Origin of the sequence: Pseudanabaena sp. CCNP1317 (genome assembly GCF_034931345.1) — a bacterium.
Taxonomy (GTDB): domain Bacteria; phylum Cyanobacteriota; class Cyanobacteriia; order Pseudanabaenales; family Pseudanabaenaceae; genus Pseudanabaena; species Pseudanabaena galeata.
The window spans coordinates 1-19,704 of the sequence record NZ_JAYGIF010000100.1 but is presented as its reverse complement, the minus strand read 5'-3'; the positions used below and the strand labels follow the sequence as shown (position 1 = coordinate 19,704).

The 19,704-nt window shown below is 41.9% G+C and carries 16 protein-coding genes and 2 tRNA genes; 7 read left to right on the top strand and 11 right to left on the bottom strand.

Annotated features, from left to right (window positions below; all coding sequences use genetic code 11):
* Entirely contained in the window at positions 1 to 912 is a 912-nt protein-coding gene (locus VB775_RS17735; protein ID WP_281007051.1) for a hypothetical protein, read from the bottom strand.
* Positions 913 to 1,340: 428 nt separating this feature from the next.
* On the opposite strand from VB775_RS17735, the gene glgB reads away from it, so the two are divergent.
* Positions 1,341 to 3,599 (top strand): 1,4-alpha-glucan branching protein GlgB, encoded by a 2,259-nt coding sequence (glgB, locus tag VB775_RS17730; RefSeq protein WP_281007050.1) that lies wholly within the window; start codon positions 1,341 to 1,343, stop codon positions 3,597 to 3,599.
* Positions 3,600 to 3,741: 142 nt separating this feature from the next.
* On the opposite strand, the gene VB775_RS17725 is transcribed toward glgB, so the two are convergent.
* From VB775_RS17725 to VB775_RS17700, 6 genes are all read right to left on the bottom strand, one after another.
* Positions 3,742 to 4,788 (bottom strand): DMT family transporter, encoded by a 1,047-nt coding sequence (locus VB775_RS17725; protein WP_281007049.1) that lies wholly within the window; start codon positions 4,786 to 4,788, stop codon positions 3,742 to 3,744.
* A gap of 170 nt (positions 4,789 to 4,958) precedes the next feature.
* Positions 4,959 to 5,708, bottom strand: coding sequence for a DUF4079 domain-containing protein (locus VB775_RS17720; RefSeq protein ID WP_281007048.1), 750 nt, complete (start codon positions 5,706 to 5,708; stop codon positions 4,959 to 4,961).
* Positions 5,709 to 6,342: 634 nt separating this feature from the next.
* Positions 6,343 to 6,416: transfer RNA gene (locus VB775_RS17715), tRNA-Pro, on the bottom strand.
* A 208-nt stretch (positions 6,417 to 6,624) separates the two neighbouring features.
* On the bottom strand, positions 6,625 to 6,966 hold the full coding sequence (psb28, locus tag VB775_RS17710) for a photosystem II reaction center protein Psb28 (protein WP_281007047.1): 342 nt from the start codon (positions 6,964 to 6,966) through the stop codon (positions 6,625 to 6,627).
* Between the two features lie 119 nt (positions 6,967 to 7,085).
* The gene (gene purU / locus VB775_RS17705) at positions 7,086 to 7,958 is read right to left on the bottom strand and encodes a formyltetrahydrofolate deformylase (protein ID WP_281007046.1); all 873 of its coding nucleotides are present in this window, start codon (positions 7,956 to 7,958) and stop codon (positions 7,086 to 7,088) included.
* 79 nt (positions 7,959 to 8,037) lie between these two features.
* A complete protein-coding gene (locus tag VB775_RS17700; RefSeq protein ID WP_281007045.1) occupies positions 8,038 to 8,382 on the bottom strand; it encodes an MGMT family protein in 345 nt (114 codons plus the stop codon).
* Between the two features lie 129 nt (positions 8,383 to 8,511).
* On the opposite strand from VB775_RS17700, the gene VB775_RS17695 reads away from it, so the two are divergent.
* Complete coding sequence (locus VB775_RS17695; protein WP_094535005.1) at positions 8,512 to 8,823, top strand: NIL domain-containing protein; 312 nt, start codon at positions 8,512 to 8,514, stop codon at positions 8,821 to 8,823.
* 491 nt (positions 8,824 to 9,314) lie between these two features.
* Here VB775_RS17695 and VB775_RS17690 read toward each other — a convergent pair whose 3' ends face one another.
* On the bottom strand, positions 9,315 to 9,956 hold the full coding sequence (locus VB775_RS17690; protein ID WP_190577888.1) for a peroxiredoxin: 642 nt from the start codon (positions 9,954 to 9,956) through the stop codon (positions 9,315 to 9,317).
* Between the two features lie 375 nt (positions 9,957 to 10,331).
* Here VB775_RS17690 and VB775_RS17685 point away from each other — a divergent pair.
* Positions 10,332 to 10,413 (top strand) — tRNA-Leu (locus VB775_RS17685).
* A gap of 34 nt (positions 10,414 to 10,447) precedes the next feature.
* On the opposite strand, the gene VB775_RS17680 is transcribed toward VB775_RS17685, so the two are convergent.
* Both VB775_RS17680 and VB775_RS17675 read right to left on the bottom strand, forming a co-directional pair.
* Positions 10,448 to 11,125 (bottom strand): SAM-dependent methyltransferase, encoded by a 678-nt coding sequence (locus tag VB775_RS17680; protein ID WP_281007044.1) that lies wholly within the window; start codon positions 11,123 to 11,125, stop codon positions 10,448 to 10,450.
* Positions 11,126 to 11,208: 83 nt separating this feature from the next.
* Positions 11,209 to 12,441 (bottom strand): dicarboxylate/amino acid:cation symporter, encoded by a 1,233-nt coding sequence (locus VB775_RS17675; protein WP_281007043.1) that lies wholly within the window; start codon positions 12,439 to 12,441, stop codon positions 11,209 to 11,211.
* A gap of 599 nt (positions 12,442 to 13,040) precedes the next feature.
* On the opposite strand from VB775_RS17675, the gene VB775_RS17670 reads away from it, so the two are divergent.
* Together VB775_RS17670 and VB775_RS17665 are read left to right on the top strand one after the other, a co-directional pair.
* Positions 13,041 to 13,862, top strand: coding sequence for a fumarylacetoacetate hydrolase family protein (locus VB775_RS17670; RefSeq protein WP_281007042.1), 822 nt, complete (start codon positions 13,041 to 13,043; stop codon positions 13,860 to 13,862).
* Positions 13,863 to 14,077: 215 nt separating this feature from the next.
* Positions 14,078 to 14,890 (top strand): COP23 domain-containing protein, encoded by an 813-nt coding sequence (locus VB775_RS17665; protein WP_281007041.1) that lies wholly within the window; start codon positions 14,078 to 14,080, stop codon positions 14,888 to 14,890.
* A 35-nt stretch (positions 14,891 to 14,925) separates the two neighbouring features.
* Here VB775_RS17665 and VB775_RS17660 read toward each other — a convergent pair whose 3' ends face one another.
* On the bottom strand, positions 14,926 to 16,128 hold the full coding sequence (locus VB775_RS17660) for a phosphoglycerate kinase (protein WP_281007040.1): 1,203 nt from the start codon (positions 16,126 to 16,128) through the stop codon (positions 14,926 to 14,928).
* Between the two features lie 381 nt (positions 16,129 to 16,509).
* Between VB775_RS17660 and VB775_RS17655 the strand changes: the two genes are divergently transcribed.
* Both VB775_RS17655 and VB775_RS17650 read left to right on the top strand, forming a co-directional pair.
* Positions 16,510 to 18,921, top strand: a complete 2,412-nt coding sequence (locus VB775_RS17655) for a DUF1796 family putative cysteine peptidase (RefSeq protein ID WP_281007039.1) — start codon at positions 16,510 to 16,512, stop codon at positions 18,919 to 18,921.
* Positions 18,922 to 19,287: 366 nt separating this feature from the next.
* Positions 19,288 to 19,704, top strand: a 417-nt coding sequence (locus tag VB775_RS17650; protein ID WP_323216895.1) for an IS110 family transposase, incomplete at its 3' end; no start/stop codon positions are given.

Below are 19,704 nucleotides of genomic sequence, written 5' to 3'. Positions count from 1 at the left end.
CTAAAGCAAATTTTCTAAATCTTCAAATGTCGTAGGGCTTATTTGCAGAATAAGATTCTGTAATTTTTGAAACTCTTCACTCTCAAGACTGATAGGATATGTACCATCCATTCCTAGCACTGGATATTCCCAATGGAAAAAACCTCTAGAAATAGAATAGGTAAATCCATTAATACTTTGTAGAATCGAGATAACTTTTGGCTCAAGAGCAAATGAATCATCTGATTTAAAAGAACGGATAAAGGATGGTTGACAGTTTTGCGCTTTCTCCAGAACATTACGCACAGTAGTTTGCGATGTATCACTAGATACCCATGCGCCTATTAAAACTGTTGCAACACATTCGATTTTGTCTTGCGTCGGATTCTCGAAAGCTGTTAAATAGGAAATAGCTTCTCTCAGTTGATTATTAACTGTCAATAATTCATTTATCGTTTTTCGATAAGGGAAGAAAATTACTGAGCTATAAGCCTGAATATCCATAGGCATTTTCGCAATTAATTTTTTAGCCACATCTTCAGATGAAACAACGACTGACATTATAGATGAGCGATTGAGAGCATTTGTGTTGAGTTGAAATTGCATCCTAAAATCAAAAGCAATTTTGACATCGCTATTATCTGTTCCCCATGAAAGTGATTGTGATTCTTTAATTTGGAAGTGCTGTAAATCTAAGCCTACTCCGCGATCAATAATCAGATCGTCTACGAAAGCCACAATCTGGCTGAAAATATCAATGTCTTCTACTTCTTGACTAATGATTTCTTTTGCCAGTAATGCTATTTGATAAATTGCAAAGAAGTTTTCGTATGAGTTGCCCTTTTGATTAACCTGTCCTCCCCGATGTTTATTCCGTAAATAATTAATATTTTCCTCATTGAGATTGGCTGCAAGCTGTCTGTCAGAATACATTAAGGATTATCCTAATATTTAAGAATATCTTCTAAAATAACTCAAAATCGGACATCCTAAACGCAAAGCCAAACACTATTCGCTAAAAAATCTAATAGTTCATTTCCCTATGAGCCTTGGCATTTAGCTAAAAACCCCTGAATATTAGTGCGATCGCGATCGTTCATGACAACTACTGAAACTTTCGGATGATTCTAGCATTTATCAAGGCGATCGCACTTGATGATGACAAAAGGCGATCGCTGATTATGGACGATTGGAGATGATGCATATTGATAGCGCGATGTCTCAAAAAAAACATCTCAACCTCGTGTTTTATGTATATAAAAAACAAAAGAAAATATTCGCCAGTCTTTACTTTAGATTACACCCTGTCATTTGGTGATTAATATGCAGTAATTTAAATATGTGCGTTTACTAAAAGAGATATGACCCCAACCATCCCCACCGAGCAGATCGATCGCATTGTGTGGAATCAACACCACGACCCCTTTACAGTCCTTGGTCCCCATGAAATTGAGCAAGATGGTAAGTCGGTATGGGTGGTTAGAGCGTATCTACCCGACGCAGAGGCAGTCTATGTAGTTACGCCCGATCAGCACAAAGAATATCCGATGCAATCAGTGCATCATCCCCACTTTTTTGAATGTGTGATTAGCGATGCGCCCCACCTGTTCAATTACCAGTTTAGAGTCAAGGCTGGAGACAGCGATCGCCTAATTCATGATCCTTACTATTTCAAATCACCATTGCTAACTGAGTTTGACGCTTACCTATTTGGTGAAGGCACACATTATCAGATTTACGAAAAAATGGGCGCACACCCCACCACCATTGACGGTGTAAGTGGCGTTTATTTTGCAGTCTGGGCTCCTAATGCGCGTAACGTCTCAATTATCGGCGATTTTAATAGCTGGGACGGACGCAAGCACCAAATGCGTAAGGGACATACGGGCATTTGGGATCTATTTATTCCTGAATTAACAGTTGGTACTGTTTACAAATACGAAATTAAGAGTCCTGAAGGGCATATTTACGAAAAATCCGATCCCTATGGATACTTTCAAGAGGTGCGCCCCAAGACAGCCTCAATAGTCACCGATCTCAATACCTACGAATGGAATGATCAGGCTTGGTTAGAAAAGCGTCGCACTGAAGATCCTCTTAAAAAGCCAATTTCTGTCTATGAGATGCACCTTGGTTCATGGATGCACGCCTCCGCAGCCAATCCTCCAGCCAGTGGCTATCCTGCGGTATCAGCCGCCGATCTCAAACCTGGGGCAAGATTTCTCACCTATCGCGAACTCGCCGAAGACCTGATCCCCTACGTCAAGGAAATGGGCTATACCCACATCGAAATGATGCCTGTGGCTGAGCATCCCTTCGATGGCTCATGGGGTTATCAAGTGACGGGTTACTATGCCGCCACGTCGCGCTATGGCACACCCCAAGATTTGATGTACTTCATCGATAAGTGCCACCAAAATGACATTGGTATCATTGTCGATTGGGTTCCCGCCCATTTCCCTAAGGATGGACATGGTTTGTCTTTCTTTGATGGCACATTCTTGTATGAACCTGCCGATGTCCGCATTGGTGAGCATAAGGAATGGGGAACCAAGATTTTTAACTACAAGCGTAGTGAAGTTAAGAATTTCTTGATCGCCAATGTGCTGTTCTGGTTCGACAAATATCACATTGATGGTATTCGCGTTGATGCAGTCGCCTCAATGATCTATCGCGATTACAACCGTGAACCAGGGACATGGCTCGCTAATGAGTATGGCGGTCGTGAAAGCTTAGAAGCGATCGAGTTATTCCGTCATCTTCATAGCATTCTCTTTACCTACTACCCTGGGGCATTATCGATTGCTGAAGAATCCACTTCATGGCCAATGGTGACATGGCCCGCTTATTCAGGAGGCTTAGGCTTTAACCTCAAATGGAATATGGGCTGGATGCACGACATGCTTGATTATTTCAAGCTTGATCCATACTTCCGTGGACATAACAACAATTATCTTACCTTTAGCATTTGGTATGCCTTCAGTGAAAACTTCATGTTGGCGCTATCCCATGATGAAGTAGTGCATGGCAAGAGTCCGATGATTGGTAAGATGCCGGGGGATGAATGGCAGAAGTTTGCTAACCTGCGCTGTCTCTATGGCTATATGTTCACTCACCCAGGCAAGAAGACCATGTTTATGGGCATGGAAATCGGTCAATGGGCGGAATGGAATGTTTGGGGCGATTTGGAATGGCATTTGCTGCAATATCCTAGCCACAAGACTCTGCAAAAATATGTCGGTGACTTGAATAAACTTTTGCGATCGCTACCTGAGCTTTACACTCAAGACTTCACTCAAGATGGATTTGAATGGATTGAATGTAATGACACTCAGAATTCGGTAATCTCTTTCTTACGGAAAGGTGATGATGGTGAATTTGTGTTGGTAGTCTGCAACTTTACCCCTGTTGTTCATCATAACTATCGTGTGGGTGTACCTGAGAAGGGCTTCTATAAGGAAGTGCTTAACAGTGATGCGCCGATCTATGGCGGTAGTGGGGTTGGCAATCTGGGCGGTAAGTATACTGATGACTATGGAACTCACGGCAAGCCCTACTCAATTGATGTAACAGCACCGCCATTAAGTGTGGTAGTGCTGAAATACATCGGCGAAGTATAGCTGTCGCCATTCTTGTTAGGACATAAAACCCAGATAGTGTGAGGCGGCGCGAAGCGCCGCCTCACACTATCTGGGTTTTGATTTGACCTGATCCAGGTGGCTATAGCTATATAAAAAAAGGGGGCGCAAATCGCCCCTTTTTTTATACTCCTCGAAAACCACCCATCATTTCTTCCGCTTCAGGAAGATTTGGCTTCTTTAATTCTCGACTAATTTTTGTTTGATAGCGATTGCCAATAAAACTGAATATAAATCCGATTAACAAGAGGCTGCCGCCTAAATATTGGGCTTGAGTGGGAACTTCAGCCAAAATCAAATACGCCATAATAATCGCGATGATTGGATTGAATAAACTGGCTAAATTTAGTTCTGTGGAAGTAGCATTTTTTAGTCCTGCTAACCAACATATTTGACCAGTCACCACAATTACAGCAGCATAGATGAGCATCCATTGCCAGAGCAAAGGCGAAAAGGCATCCTGAAAGTGTTCTACTCCATAAAGCACATTCGCTAATATAAAGAAAATCACAGTTCCCAATGCATTACGATAAAGGGTCATAATCCCCAAGGGAATCGCCCGTAATTGCAATTTACTAACAATCGTGGAAATGGAAACAATCACCGCCGCGATCGCTACTAAAATTTCGCCAGTGCCAATCGCAAATCCTCCCATCATCATCATTTTGCTATTGGATGTTGTTAAAAGGGCGGTGACGACGACACCCGCAAAGGAAACGAAAGAACCTGCGATCGTCCAAGCGTTAACTGATGCACCTAATAAACAAACATTTAATATCAATGTCAGAATTGGCTCAATCCGCCCAATTAAGACGATACTAGTCACGTTTGTTTGTTCAAGCGCTGTAAAAATTAAGGCTGGGGCGATCGCGCCAGACAGAATGCCCATGATGGTAAGGCTAATCCAATTTTTAAGAGAGATAGCCTTGAGGTTCTTAATTTTCCAGTCTTGGTGAAAGATACAAGCCATCAATCCAAAGGCGCAAATATTGCCTACAAATAAAACATTACAGAGTGAAATGGGATTTCTACCATCGATCAAGTTCTGTTTGCCAATGGCTACGATTTTGCGAGTAACCGAGTTAGAAGATGCAAAAATCAAGACCGCAATGGCAAGGTAAATTGAGCTAGGAATTCGTTCTAAGAATTTCTGAATATTGTTGATTTTCACTATGGTAATTTACCTAATGGAATTTGAAGCAAATCTCTGCAAAAGAGGATTTGGAGACCAAATCCCTACATTTTGTAGAGGTAGGGGCTTGGTCTTCAAGCCCTACATTTTTGTAGAGGTAGGGGCTTGGTCTCCAAGCCCTAATCTCTGCTTCTATGCACATGATCTGATCATAAATTGCTGTAAATAGGCTCTATATTGATTGGAGCATAAAAAGCTGTAGATTTTGGACAGGTTCTCGTTTTAAAATCACAAGAACGCAGATATTCTTTTTGCCAATTGTAAGGTATCGATAATAAATCTCTAGCACCAGTCATTCCCTGTCCTACAAATAGAAGTAAAGCAAAACAGTTAAGAATAATGTGGATATTCCGCCAGCGATTTTGTTTGTCCTTGTAAATATCTTGAGTAATAGCAACCGAAATAATCATCAATATCGCGGCAGCAATACCATAGTAATAATGAGAGAAAAACCATTCACTATCCCGCCGAAATACTTCTGGCTGCGCCCCTAACATAATTAATCCAATCGATGTTAAGGCGGCAAAAATAGTTCGCCCCAGTTTGACCTTTGCCTTAAATAGAAATGTAAATGAGGCGATTGTGGCTATGAAAATCGCAACGACAAAAGATGCACGCAAAGAATCCGAGGAGAAGACATTATTTTTGAGGAATTTGGAAAAAATTGGATAAGCCATACCCAATAGGGCGGCTCCTACGACGGAGATGCTCAGCCAATTACCGATCGCTACATGTTCAGATCCCACAACTGGAGGAATCTTGCTTTTTTCGCCATCAATGACTTGCAAGCGACGCTGACGAACTAACCAAGCGCGATTTGTGACAATACCGATTAGGGGAAACACCACAATAACCGCGATCGCAGGATGCACTAAAGCAAAAAAATCTTCTAGTTCCATTGTCTTAACCCACGAATTAATGTAGCAATTTTCACATTAATTCTCTTGATTGTAAAAGAAAAATTTTCTAGAATTCTAAAAAAAACTTGAGTTCGATATAACCATTTGCGGCGTGCTTCGCACGCCGCAAATGGCGAAAAATGGTAAGAATCGCTTAGCGATTCTTACCATTTTTCGCTTTCGTCGAACTGACGTTAAAAAAGATATATATAGCTGTAGTCATCCCAAAACACAAAATGGCGTAGCCATTTTGTGTTTTTAAAACCCTTACAGGATTTGCGTTTTAATTCACAAAAGTGTTGCCACACTTTCGTGAATTGGTATCACTAGCCTTAGGACGAATCCCCCTTAAGAAACGAGTGGAGATGCAAAGCGTCGTCACTCGTTTCTTAGGATTTAGGCTAAAACTAGTGTTTCAGATATCGAAGATATCCGAGACTACAATCTTTGTTTATCAATTATTGCAGCACTTCAAGCTAAAGAATTTCCCTAAAAACAACTACTAAGGGACAATCAAATAAATAAAGTACCATTTCAGATTTTAGAGAACTGGTGAGGCAGCTTCGCCGCCCCACTAGTTCTATTTTTATATTTGGCACTTTACTAAATCGCACAGCCCTATGCTTTTCAAAAATCGGAATGTTGGGATTTGAACCCAAGACCCCCACTACCCCAAAGTGGTGCGCTACCAAGCTGCGCTACATCCCGTTGCGTTTTTGACGCTTTCCTATGATAACACGATGATTTACAAATTACGCTAGCTCATAAAAAATATCAGTCACTGTTACTTGACACAGTCCTATTGACATCTCATCTCCTACTTGCTAGGGGCTTTGCATCTGCGATACCATCTCCAAACTCACAGCAGCAAATCTCTATCTACAAATGCAAACCCCTCTTCGCTTTAAACCCTCATTTAGGCTTTGTTTAAACTCATCCCATTAGACTCAGCATAACGATTCATAAATCTGAGAAACCTTTCCCAATCACGTTCGCCTTCAATTTTATGAATTGCTTCAATTCCTGCTGATTTGCCATTGATGAATTTGGCGTTGACATTGCGAGTCACCATTTCACCTTCTTCATCAATCATATACATTCCCAATATCTCATTATTGCTAGCATTCTCACCACTCATGCATTTAGGTGAATCGAAGATAAACACCGCAACACTGGTATCTCCATCCTTAGAGCGCGTAATTTTTACATCGGTTGCCTCTTCGTCAATACCGCGCGTCAACTGTATTTTTGCTGTCATTTTTTAAAACCTTGATCTAAAACTTTGAATAAGACTTTTTTAAAAGCACATTTGTATTAACATAACTCAAAATTAACACTCATTAACAGTAAAGGTGTAGCTTTATCGCACCATTACTGTTAATCAAATACGACAGTTCGCAACCCTAAGCCTGAGCTTGCCGATTGTCCATAAATTAGTACACGGTTTTGTAAATGTTGTCTGACGGCTCTAGCTAAGACAATGCGCTCTAAGTCTTTGCCTTTGCGAATCAGGTCTGTAACCGAATCACGATGCGAAACTCGAATGACATCCTGCTCGATAATTGGACCTTCATCTAATTCTTCAGTCACATAATGAGCCGTTGCACCAATGATTTTTACACCACGCTTATAGGCGCGGTGATAGGGATTTGCACCAGCAAAAGCTGGTAAAAATGAATGGTGAATATTAATAACTTGCGAGAACTGAGAGAGAAAGTCTGGACTCAAAACTTGCATATACTTCGCGAGAACGACTAAATCAATCTTGTATTGTTTGAGTAAAGCAAGTTGCTGTTTTTCTTGCTCCAACTTGTTCTCTGGCGCGATCGCCATGTGATGATAATTAATCCCGAAGTTATGGGCAACTTTTTCTAAATCTGGATGATTGCTAATCACCACAGGGATCGTCGCTGAGAGTTCATGCGATCGCTGCCGTAAAATCAAATCGTACAAACAGTGATCCTGCTTCGAGACAAAAATGGCAATGCGACGCACATAATCAGAAAACTGAATACTCCACTTAGCATTAATTTCAGTTGCTAATTTCTCAAAGGTCGGCTTAATTTCTGACCTTGCTAAATCGAAGTTTTCCAAGTCCCACTCAACACGCATCAAAAACAATCCCGCCGTACTATCAGCATGTTGATCGGCATGGAGAATATTCCCACCATGGGAAAATACCCAGTCCGAAATTTTTGCCACTAAGCCTTTTTGGTCAGGGCAGGAAACAAGTAAAGTTGCAGTAGTCATAGTTTTTGTCGTACTTTGCCACAGTTTGCACTGAAGTAATATCCAAATTTTTGCTTAAAAGGGTTGCTTTGCAACCCTTTTAAGCAAAAATTTGCGGTTTGGGTGGTTGCCATAGATATTTTCGCAGATCGATCTTACCTGCATCATTAAAGCTAATTCCTTCATTTTCCAGTAGCGATCGCTGCAAATAGTCCGTACCAAAACGCAAAGGCGAAAGAGAAATCTCACCCTTAGCATTAACTACACGCTGCCAAGGAATATCCGAATTTTTCATGTCAACTCGATAGAGCGCATAGCCCACCACACGAGCTTTTCCTGCCAAATTTGAAAGTTCAGCGACCTGTCCATAGGTAGCCACAAATCCTTGGGGAATTTGCCACACAATTTCATAAATACGATTATAAGTTGTGGTATTACTACTCATGGCTGTTGACTATAGTGTAAATTTATACTCTTTATAGATTTAGTGACTTGAATCACTTCCATTTCCGTAAAACTTTAGCTACTATGGTAAATGTCAAAACACTAAGACATTTGCACTGGAGATACTTCAATGCTAGCGGCGGAATGCATCGATTCCAGAGCTACCGTAAATTTAGAGGAAAAGCGCCGAACGACGACACGCATTGCTATGCGTGTTCCGAGAAGCTGCTATGGAGAACCTATTATTTCTCGCCTCTCTTGTGAACACGGTTTAATTGTGACAATTATTGCTGCACTTCTGGGCGAAAGTCCAGAAGATGATGGCTGGTTCACGTTAGAACTAACTGGAACAACTCAACAAATTCAAAGTGGAATTATTTATCTAGAAGAGCTAGATTTAGAAATTTGGGATAAAACGGCTGTCGAAGACGAAAGCTGGTAAATACTCAGAAAAGAGAAAGTCTGCCTAGCAGTCTTTCTCTTTCACATTCAATTAAATAGAAAGTTTTATTTACTACAAAAAGAAATATGGCACACTGTGCCATATTTCTTTTTGTATGGTGTTTTGCCAATGATTATAGCAATGTAAGTTTTGCTTAAGACATAAAACCAAAAAGATGAGTGGCGGCGCTTCGCGCTGCCACTCATCTTTTTGGTTTTGATTTGTCCCATCTATCTCTTGCATTGCTATATCAAATTCTAATTATAAAAATCGGTTTTTTGAAATCCCACAGTCAGCGGGCTTTCAAAAAAATTTTGGTGTTTCCAGCGCCTTCGGCGCTGGAAACACCAAAATCGGTTTCATAAAGAGAATTGCTGAATGATTATGTACTCATTGACAAAAAGCAATTTAAAGCAATTTATTGTGAATTGAAAACCAAACCCAGCAAGGGTTTTAAACACAAAATGGCGTAGCCATTTTGTGTTTTGGTATTACTTGTTAGGCTGAGGAGTTAGGCGTAAGTAAGGCTTAATAGGATTGAAACCTTTAGGGAACTTGGTTTTAGCTTCTTCGTTAGAAATTGAAGGGACAATTACGCAATCATCGCCATCTTTCCAGTTGGCAGGTGTCGCAACACTGTAGTTGTCGGTCAATTGTAAGGAATCAATTACACGTAGAATTTCATCAAAGTTGCGACCTGTGCTAGCAGGGTAAGTCAAGCTAAGGCGAAGTTTTTTGTTGGAGTCAATGATAAACACCGATCGCACAGTCAAGGTGTTACCTGTTGCCGAGTTAGGGTGAATCATGTCATAAAGTTCTGACACTTTCTTATCTTCGTCAGCCAAAATTGGGTAGTTAAGGGTAGCGCCTTGGGTTTCTTCGATATCGCCAACCCATCCTTTGTGGGATTCAACGCCATCAACGCTCAAAGCGATCGCCTTGATATTGCGCTTATCAAATTCTGGTTTGAGCTTAGCTACGGTTCCAAGTTCGGTGGTGCAAACAGGGGTGAAATCTTTGGGGTGAGAAAATAGAATAGCCCAGTTATCGCCGATCCACTCATGGAAGTTGATCACGCCTTCAGTGGAGTCTTGAGTAAAATCGGGTACGGTATCGCCTAAACGCAGTGTCATAGTTTTAAAGTTAGTCTTCTTTGTTACAAATCTAAGATACAAGATTACTGGAAAAATCGCTAGCCCTATAGGGCGGTATTCCCATCGCTTTACTGTAGATTATGACATAAAACTGATAAATTAGAGATATCGCAAAGCTACTCCCTTCCCACCGAAGAAATAGACATATAAAACTAAGAAATAGCGTTGCGGCGCGAAGCGCCGCAACGTCTATTTTTTCACTGGGAAGGGAGTATATCTCTAATTTATCAGTTTTGATTATTGACATTGTGCAATCTTTACAGGAAACTTAGTAACTGCCAGTTAGATGCTTACGCTATTTAAATTCGTCAGCTAAAAGCTAATACCTAACAGCAAAATCTCAAAATACCAATCGCGGAACTGGCGGAATTGGTAGACGCGCATGTTTCAGGTACATGTGTTGAAAGACTTGGGGGTTCAAGTCCCCCGTTCCGCATTAATCAATAAAAAAGCTCGCATTGCGAGCTTTTTTATTGTCGAAAAATAATCGCCTGATTGCCACCTTTTTGTAATTCGTAGTCCACTTGCATAATTTCTGAGCTAATTCCTACTTTGGCTAAGATGCTACAAACTTCATCGATATAAGGCGATCGCGCTTGAGCCAAATTCAATAATGGGAAAATCCTTACTTCTTCAGCAATCCGACATAGTTCGCGGATTGATTCTAAATGGAATTCAAAACTGAGATGCTCAGAGTAGAGAAATAGAAAATGTGAACATAGCGCAAGCTGAAATTGCTTGTCTTGAAAATCTAGTTTGGGTAATTCAGCATTGAGATATCTACCTTCAATTGTGCCGTGATCATAATCTTCAAGAAATAACGAAATAGCCTTCTCCCGATTTGCGCGTAAATCTTCAGGAGATTTGTGATAGCTCCAGACCCAGTTATTTGGGGTACTGCGAACCTGTTCGATAATGGTATCTACGCAAGCATCAAAGCGACTTTTAATTTCTAAGCCAGTAAATTGATAAATTGGATCGATCGATGTAACTTGATAACCTGCGGCAGTCATTTCCGCATTAAAGCTTGCTGGCCCGTCACCGATGCCAACTATGGATTTAAGGCGATCGCTTTCAGATAGCGCAAACATTAACTCATATTCAGTTTTAGACCGTCCAAACGGCACAACGCGATCTAAAATCATCATGATTTATTGCCCATAGTTTTGTCTGATTTTATCTTGTTGCTTTCGGCAAAATCAAAACTGCTATAGCGATCGCTTCAGATTATTCAGTTAGCAGGTATTTGTTCTATTTCAGATATTTGTTCTACTTCCCAATGGCTGAGAATAATGGCGTTAACACTATTGCCAATGATATTAACAACAGTTTTAAAGCCATCGGTAAGCCGATCTATTCCTGCAACTAAAGCGATCGCTTCTAACGGCAATCCTGAAGCTGAAAGAACAGTTGCCATTGTAATCAGGGCTGAGCCGGGGACTCCTGGGGTACTAAAGGAAACCAACAAACTACTAACGGCGATCGCCGTTAATAGGGAAGGCGTTAGGGGAACTTGGTAAATTTGGGCGACAAATAAAGCATTAAATCCTTGTAAAATTGCTGCGCCATCACGTTTGAGGGCAGTACCGAGGGGAATGGCAAAGCTGGCTATTTCCTCACGTAGTCCATAATTCTCTTGAATATTTTGTAATACCACAGGCAGTGCTGCATTAGAACTAGCTGTGCCAAACGCGAGGGCGATCGCTTCTGAAAGACTACGCAAAAATCTTATAGGATCAGCCTTAAGGATAAATAGGGCTAACATATCCAAACAAATCATGATCGAAGAAGCAATCACTAAACCCAAAACATAGAGAAATAATTTAGCAACTAGCTCTAGTCCTTGAGTAGCGATCGTCGAACTCATCAGGGCAAATACGCCCAAGGGTGCAACATACAAAATTATGGATAAAGTCTTTTCACTAATGTGATAGATGCTTTCTATTAATTCGACAAAGGGTTTGGCTTTATCCTTAGCAAGTTGTACGCCTATGCCTAGTAGAACTGCTGAAAAAATGATTTGTAATAGATTGCCAGTACTGAGAGCTTCTAATGGATTGACAGGAATTAAGCTAACTAACCAAGATATGAGAGAAGGCGCTTCCGTAATACTAATACTTTCGGACATAGAGAAGCCTGTCACACCACTACCAGGTTGCAAAAAATAGGCTGTTCCCATGCCCACACAAAGTGCTATTGAGCTAGTAATCAAGTAACTAGTCATTAACTTGACTGTATATCTGCCCACTTGCCCTGCTCCTTGAATTCGGGTTAATCCCATGATTAAAGAAGAAAAAACAATGGGAACAACTACAAACTGAATCAGCCTTAAAAAAGATTCCCCAACTGGAGCTAAAAAACTTTGATTAATTAGTTCAATATTCTGAGGGAAAGTTGTATTTAATAGAGTTCCAAAGGCAACTCCAAAGGCAAGCGAAACTAGGATGAATGTAGATAGACTCATATTCCAATTTACTAACGTAAAAACTTATAAGTAGCTAAGCATGGTCTGGGTCTCCCGCTACGCGGGAAGCGCAAGCCTTGCTTAGCTACTTATAAACAACTTGCGGTTGTATATCTCAAACTAGCTTAAGTAAGACCACTAAGAAAGTCCAAAATGAACCGCGATCGCGGTTTACTTTGGACTTAGGGCTTTGCCGTAAAATAAGGAACCAATTTTTGATGGTGCGGCTTTACCACGCCATCAAAAATTGGTTCCTTATTAATCTCAACGTGAGTTCGATATAGCCATTTGCGGCGTGCGAAGCACGCCGCAAATGGCGAAAAATGGTAAGAATCGCTTAGCGATTCTTGCCATTTTCCGCTGTCATCGAACTGACGTTAATCTCAGTATGAAACCAATTTTGGTGCTTCCAGCGCCGAAGGCGCTGGAAACACCAAAATTGGTTTTTTGAAAGCCCGCCAACGGTGGGCTTTCAAAAAACCGATTTTTATAATGAGAATTGCTTAGCCACCGCACCTTCCTAGGTTTATGATGGTGATTGCTATATAATCAAGTCTGCTAGGTTGCCCCTCTTAATATTTAGATACAAATAAGATGCTATGGCGGATCGTTATGTTCGCGTGAAAACTTCCCAAGGGAAAGTCTATTATGGGCTGTTAGAGTTGAACCAATCTATAAAGCTACTCAATACAGCACCTTGGCTGGGAGGGGAGCCAAATGGAGAATTACTTGCGCCAGATACTTATCAACTTTTAGCTCCCTGCGAACCGAGCAAGATTGTTGCTGTAGGTAAAAACTATTCCGCTCATGCTGCGGAAATGGGTGGAGAAGTACCAAAAGAGCCAATTATATTTTTAAAGCCAACTACGACAATTATCGCGCCTGAAGCAGAAATAGCCATACCTCCGCAGTCTAAACGGGTGGAATATGAAGGTGAGCTAGCATTGGTGATTGGTTCTCATTGTTTTAATGTCACACCTAATCAAGCGATCGCTGCTATTTGGGGCTATACGATCGCTAACGATGTGACGGCAAGGGATCTCCAAAGAAGCGATAGTCAATGGACTAGGGGCAAGGGCTTTGACACATTCTGTCCCTTGGGCCCGTGGATTGTGCGCGAAATCAGTCCCACTGCGATGTTGCAAACCTTTGTAAATGATACTAAAAAGCCTTTTCAGGCGACCTCGATCGAGGAAATGGTGTTTTCACCAGATTACATCGTTTCCTACATTAGCCAAATTATGACTTTACTGCCAGGGGATATTATTCTTACGGGTACGCCTGAAGGGGTGGGTCCAATGCAAGAAGGCGATCGCATTTATATCGAAATCGAGGGGATTGGTAAATTGCATAACACTGTAATCTTGCGATCGCCTTTACCGCCTGACGATGAGACGGAAGAAAGCGAAATTAATGACTAAATAAAAAAGGCTGTGCTTAGCACAGCCTTTTTTATTGTTGGAGGGAACATATTTTTTGAACATGAGGTCATGCAACTATAGAAAGATCTAAGGATCTATAGTTAGAATCAGAAAAAGTGACGCGCAATCTCATAGGCGTTCTACGCAAGAGTCACAAAATATATCTGGGGGGAAGCTTTGATTTGTTTACTAATCCTCACACACCCGCTAATCCTATGAACTACTCAACCCGAAATTTACCAAAATTTTTGCAAAAGCAATTTGGCTGCTTATCGGCGATCGCCCTTAGTTTGCCTCTAGTCGCGATGCCTAGTTTCGCGCAGATTATTCCTGTCGAGACTAGCCCTAGCTCAAATCCCTCAACGCTTCCCTCCGAAAACCCCAACGACAAAGCCGCCAATCCTACGGACAACAAAACGGCTCGTTTTAGCTGTCAAGCGCGTGATGGTCAGTATATTGTGGTTTATCAACCTAAGAGTCAACCCCAAAAATATTTCCCTTGGGCTGCTCCTAGTCTCATGGGCGATGGTTGGTCACCTGAAAGACGTTGCAATGAAATTAGTCGTCGTTTAGAGTCCTATCGTCCCGATGGTTTGCTAGAAATGCGAACCAGTACTGAAAACGGCTACAACGTGATCTGTGCTACCACTGATAAAAATTCAGCCTGTCGTATTGTCTTGACCGTTCCCAATGGTCAAGATCCGATCGCCACTCGCGATCAGGTGTTTGGCAATCTCGCCACGGCTGATAGTGGACAACAAACTACGGCGGTGAATACCTATCGCGGACGCGATCGCACCTTAAATGACATCACTGGTGATCTTGGCTTAGGTATTGATCTCACAGGAATTAATGGTGTCCTTGGTTCGGTGCTATCACCAACCCGCCCTGTATCCAATGTACGTAGTGGCAACTTGTACTTGAAGCCATTCCTTGATCCTAGTGATGGTGGCACTGGTGCAAGTTTAAACAAGAGCGGCTTTACTGGCAGTAGTGGTCGAAGACTCAATCCTGATAATTTCCGTTAAAAAAGAAGCGGCGCTTAGCGCCGCTTCTTTTTTTGTTAAGCTTCGTTCAAAGCTGCGATACCAGGCAAGATTTTGCCTTCGAGCAGTTCTAAGCTTGCACCACCACCAGTGGAGATGTGGCTCATCTTGTCAGCAACACCAACCTTTTCAACCGCAGCTACGGAGTCGCCGCCGCCGATGATGGTGATTGTGCCAGTGGCTGTGAGATCAGCAAGAGTATGCGCGATCGCCTCAGTACCAACCGCAAACTTATCAAACTCAAATACACCCATTGGACCATTCCAGATTGCAGATTTGCATTCAGCAAGCGCAGCTTGGAATACCTTTACGGAGTCAGGACCAATATCCAAGCCCATCCAACCATCGGGAATATTGTCAATGCTCACGGTTTGGGCATTAGCATCAGGCTTGAAGTTATCAGCTACAACTACATCAGTAGGCAGCAAAAACTTGACCCCACGTTCTGCGGCTTTCTTTTCAAGAGCGCGAGCCAAGTCTAGCTTGTCTTCTTCAACGAGAGACTTACCAACACTCAAGCCACGAGCCTTGTAGAAGGTGAAGATCATGCCGCCGCCGAGCAACAAATAATCAACTTTGTCGAGCAAGGTTTCGATTACGCCGATCTTGCTAGAAACCTTAGAACCACCAACGATCGCTGCTAGAGGACGCTTAGGATTGTCGATCGCACCGCTCAAGTATTGCAATTCTTTATCAAGCAAGAAACCAGCAACTGAGGTGCTGATGAACTTGGTTACGCCTTCAGTTGAGGCATGGGCGCGGTGAGCAGTACCAAAAGCGTCATTTACATAAATGTCTGCCAAAGATGCTAATTTTTTAGCAAATTCAGGATCGTTCTTTTCTTCTTCAGGATAAAAACGCACATTTTCTAACAAAGCGACATCGCCGTTGTTGAGAGCATTAACTTGAGCGGCAACTGCGTCACCAATGCAATCATCGGTTTTGACAACGGGCTGACCAAGTAGCTCAGATAAACGCACTGCTACAGGGTTGAGGCGGAGGCTTTCGGTAACACCCTTGGGTCTGCCGAAGTGGCTGGTGAGGATTACGCGAGCGCCAGCTTCGGTGAGGTACTTAATGGTTGGTAATGCTGCACGAATACGGGTATCGTCGGTAATTTTGCCTGTTTCGTCTTGAGGAACGTTAAAATCAACTCTTACTAAAACTTTCTTGCCTGCTAATTCCGCAGCAGTCAAACTTGCAAGACTCTTCTTCGCCATAAAATTTTTATACTCGTAGTATATAAAGTTGCTTTTTTACAATGTCTTAATAATTTTACCGAATTCCGTCCAGTTTAAAACTCCAAAAAATAAGAGACAGCACTTTGTGTTACCTCTTATTTTCTGCCGATGAAATTGAATTATCATGGCGCTGTAATTTAATAAGAAACCGATTTTTGATGGTGCGGCAAAGCCGCACCATCAAAAATCGGTTTCTTATTTTGTTGTTCTCCAATTTTGAGCAATCAATAACGATATTTCTGGATAGCTAGCTGTAGTTTCTAAAACAGACTTAAAACCTAATGAATGATAGTTTCTAAGACAGTTCAAACCTGAGGCGATCGCCCTAAATACTAATGATTGTTATAGCTATAGCCGATCTTGTTAAGACATCCAACCCGATTGATGAGATGCTGTGCTTCGCGCAGCATCTCATCAATCGGGTTGGGACTTGCCTTAAGACAAGTAGCTACAGTAGGCAGAACTAATCAAGTCCTATCCACAGAAGACATTTCTATGTATCGATTTCAGGTAAAAGCTCCCACTCAAAGTGGGGAAATGATTGGTATCGTCGGTTCGATTCCTCAAATGGGATCGTGGGACATTAAAAAATATTTACCTTTGCGTACATCAGGCGATCGCTACCCAATTTGGTGGGTAGATGTAGAAATTGATCCGTTAACCTTGCCTGACTCTGAAGCAAAAATTGAGTATAAGTATGTACGAGTTGCAGCCAACGGTAAAACTGTATGGGAATGTGAAAATGATGCTAATCGATGGGTTCCGATTGAGCTAGATCATATTAATTCCTCAACCTCGACAATTATTGTGGATGATCAAGCTTTTGGTTATATTCCTGCATATCCCTATGGATATTTGGAAAAGGCGATCGCCTTAGCTCCAGACTCAAAATCAGCAATACCCTCACCAGATGGACTTAAAGTATTAGTCATCGGTAGTTCTGTGGCGATGGGATGTAGTGCTTGGCTACTCAAAGGTTGGGCAAGTCATCTAGGACAAGCTTTGCAAGAAAAATATGGGCATCAACTGGTCAATCGATCACAATTGGGGGCAAATGTCACCAGCACGATTGAACGCTTTACTTCGGTTGTTGCGCCTGAAAAACCAGATGTAGTGATCATTTCTCTTTCCTTGGGAAATGAAGGGCTAGCTTATTGTCGTCCTCATGATCGCCGAGCAGTGCAACGTCGCTTTGAGAGTGGGTTACTGCAATTAATCAAGATGACTCAAGATTTAGGTGCATTGCCTATTATTGGTGGTCTATATCCGCATGGAGACTACAACCCCGAACATAATTGGCTGCTACGCGATACTTACCATCGTATGTTGAAGTGGGGAGTTCCTATTCTCGATTGGTTGGATGTGTTGGACAATGGTTATGGAGGCTGGAAACATGACATATCTCTAGATGTGGCTCATCCCAATACCAAAGGGCATGAGCTAATGTTTCAAGCGATTAATCTCGACATTTTCCAGATTGATCGCATTCAGCGATCGCAAGCACAGACACTAATATCGCATTCTAGCAAAACATCCGAGATTTCTATTTATGAAGATAAATATGGGTTTCAAGTGTTTGCTAACCCTGAAGCTCAGACCTTAAGAATTATCAATAAGTCTGAATATACTTACAATATCACTCCTACTTGGAAGGAATTACAAGAAGCACTGAAGCGTAAGGCTGGCTTAACCTTTGGCACATCATATGTCTCTAAAAATGATGAGTTAGGCTTGGTTCCATTACTTTCAGTTGGGTTTAATGGCTCGATTGAGAATACAGTTAAAATTCCGATTGGAGTCGATCTGCAATATTGCTCTGCGCTTAAGTTTTTTGCTCCTCAAAACGCAGAAATTCTTTACTATGATGGACATCTAGGTATTCTCAAGGAAGGCGATCGCACGATTCGGATTATCAATGAATCTGAAGAAGAATATAACATTCATCCGATGTGGAAAGAGATTCGGTCTGCTCTAGCAGCCATGCCTGCAGGTGTTTATCACGATCCTGCTAATCTAGAAGCTCCATTTCGGACGATGATGATCGGCGAACAGGGTTTAGAGAGTCGAGTCAAGGCTCCATTCAAATCGACAATGCTGCTCAAATACAAATGTAAACTGTCAGAAATTAATCGCATTGCCATTTTGCCTTTAGGCGATCGCTGCGCGGCGAGAATGCTCCTGTATAAAATGGAATATGATGGGCCAGCGTTCCCCTTTGATTTGGCTCGTTCCACAAATCTAGGCGATGTGTCAGATATGGTAATGAATGATTTCCAAGACATGTGGAACCCTGATTATCTCCATTACAATATTGAAGAGGGGAGAGTCTATCATTCCAAATGGTCTGGCTTATCCTTTGGGCATGAAGTCGAAGATACCGACGATCCTGCGAATAATATGCAGCCGATTCATGAAAGAATGCGGGTTCGCTATTCGGCGCGGGCAAAGAGATTTTTATACACTCTGGATCATTGCGATGAAGTTTTATTTGTGCGTACTGGCGTAACTAATCGCGACTATGTGCTAGACCTGATCGAGAAGCTAACGATTAAATGCAAAGGCAAACCATTCCGAGTGCTGCTTATTTCTAAGCAAACATCTGATGAGTTTGCCGATATCCCAAATCTACTCCATTACGATCTCCATTTCAGTCCCGACTGGATGTATGACAACCAAGACTATTGGATGGAATGTACTAAAACGATGAAGGAGATTCTCGAATCTCTTGGCATATCTAGTCAAAATCTATTCTGGTGTCCACCAAATCCTTAAACGAAAAAGCCGCGCTGAGCGCGGCTTTTTCGTTTACAGCAATTATCGCTGATGTTACGTGGAAGGAATTCTTGCGATGGCGAAAGTCTAGGGCAGGCACGGGGACACAGCCCCTTGTATCTAGGAAGAAAAGTAAAGGATAAAATCTTTACTAAGATCCAACAAGCAAAGGCAGAGATAAACTCGTTCAACCCCTAGGGACACCAAGCCCGTAATGTAGATAGAGTCGTCTCTGCTTCAACAGTGGCAACAGTAAAGACTGGACAGTATCAGAGGTCGCCTAATGGGTAAACCTGCATTCACAAGGATAGTTTAATACCACTGATTGCTTGATGGATAAATCTAGCAAAAAGACTGGAAATACCTATGAACAATAGCAATGAAGTATTAGATGTTTTAGGCATAGACATCAGCAAAGCCAAGTTTGATGTTGCCCTAATCCAAGGCAACGCCAAAATCAAGAGTAAAGTATTTGGCAACAATCCTGAAGGATTTGCTGAATTACAAGAATGGCTAAACCTTCAAAATGTGACAAACTTGCATAGTTGTATGGAAGCTACCAGCACATACGGCAATGCCTTAGCTAGATTCTTAGTAGAGGCAGGGTACAAAGTAAGTATCGTCAATCCATCTCGTCCCAAAGCCTTTGGTAAGAGTGAGTTAAGTCGGACAAAGACAGACCGTGCTGATGCCAAAGTGATTGCTAGATTTTGTGCAGCTTTAAAACCTGCTCTTTGGACACCACCACCATTAGAAATTGAGCAACTCCAAGCATTGGTGCAT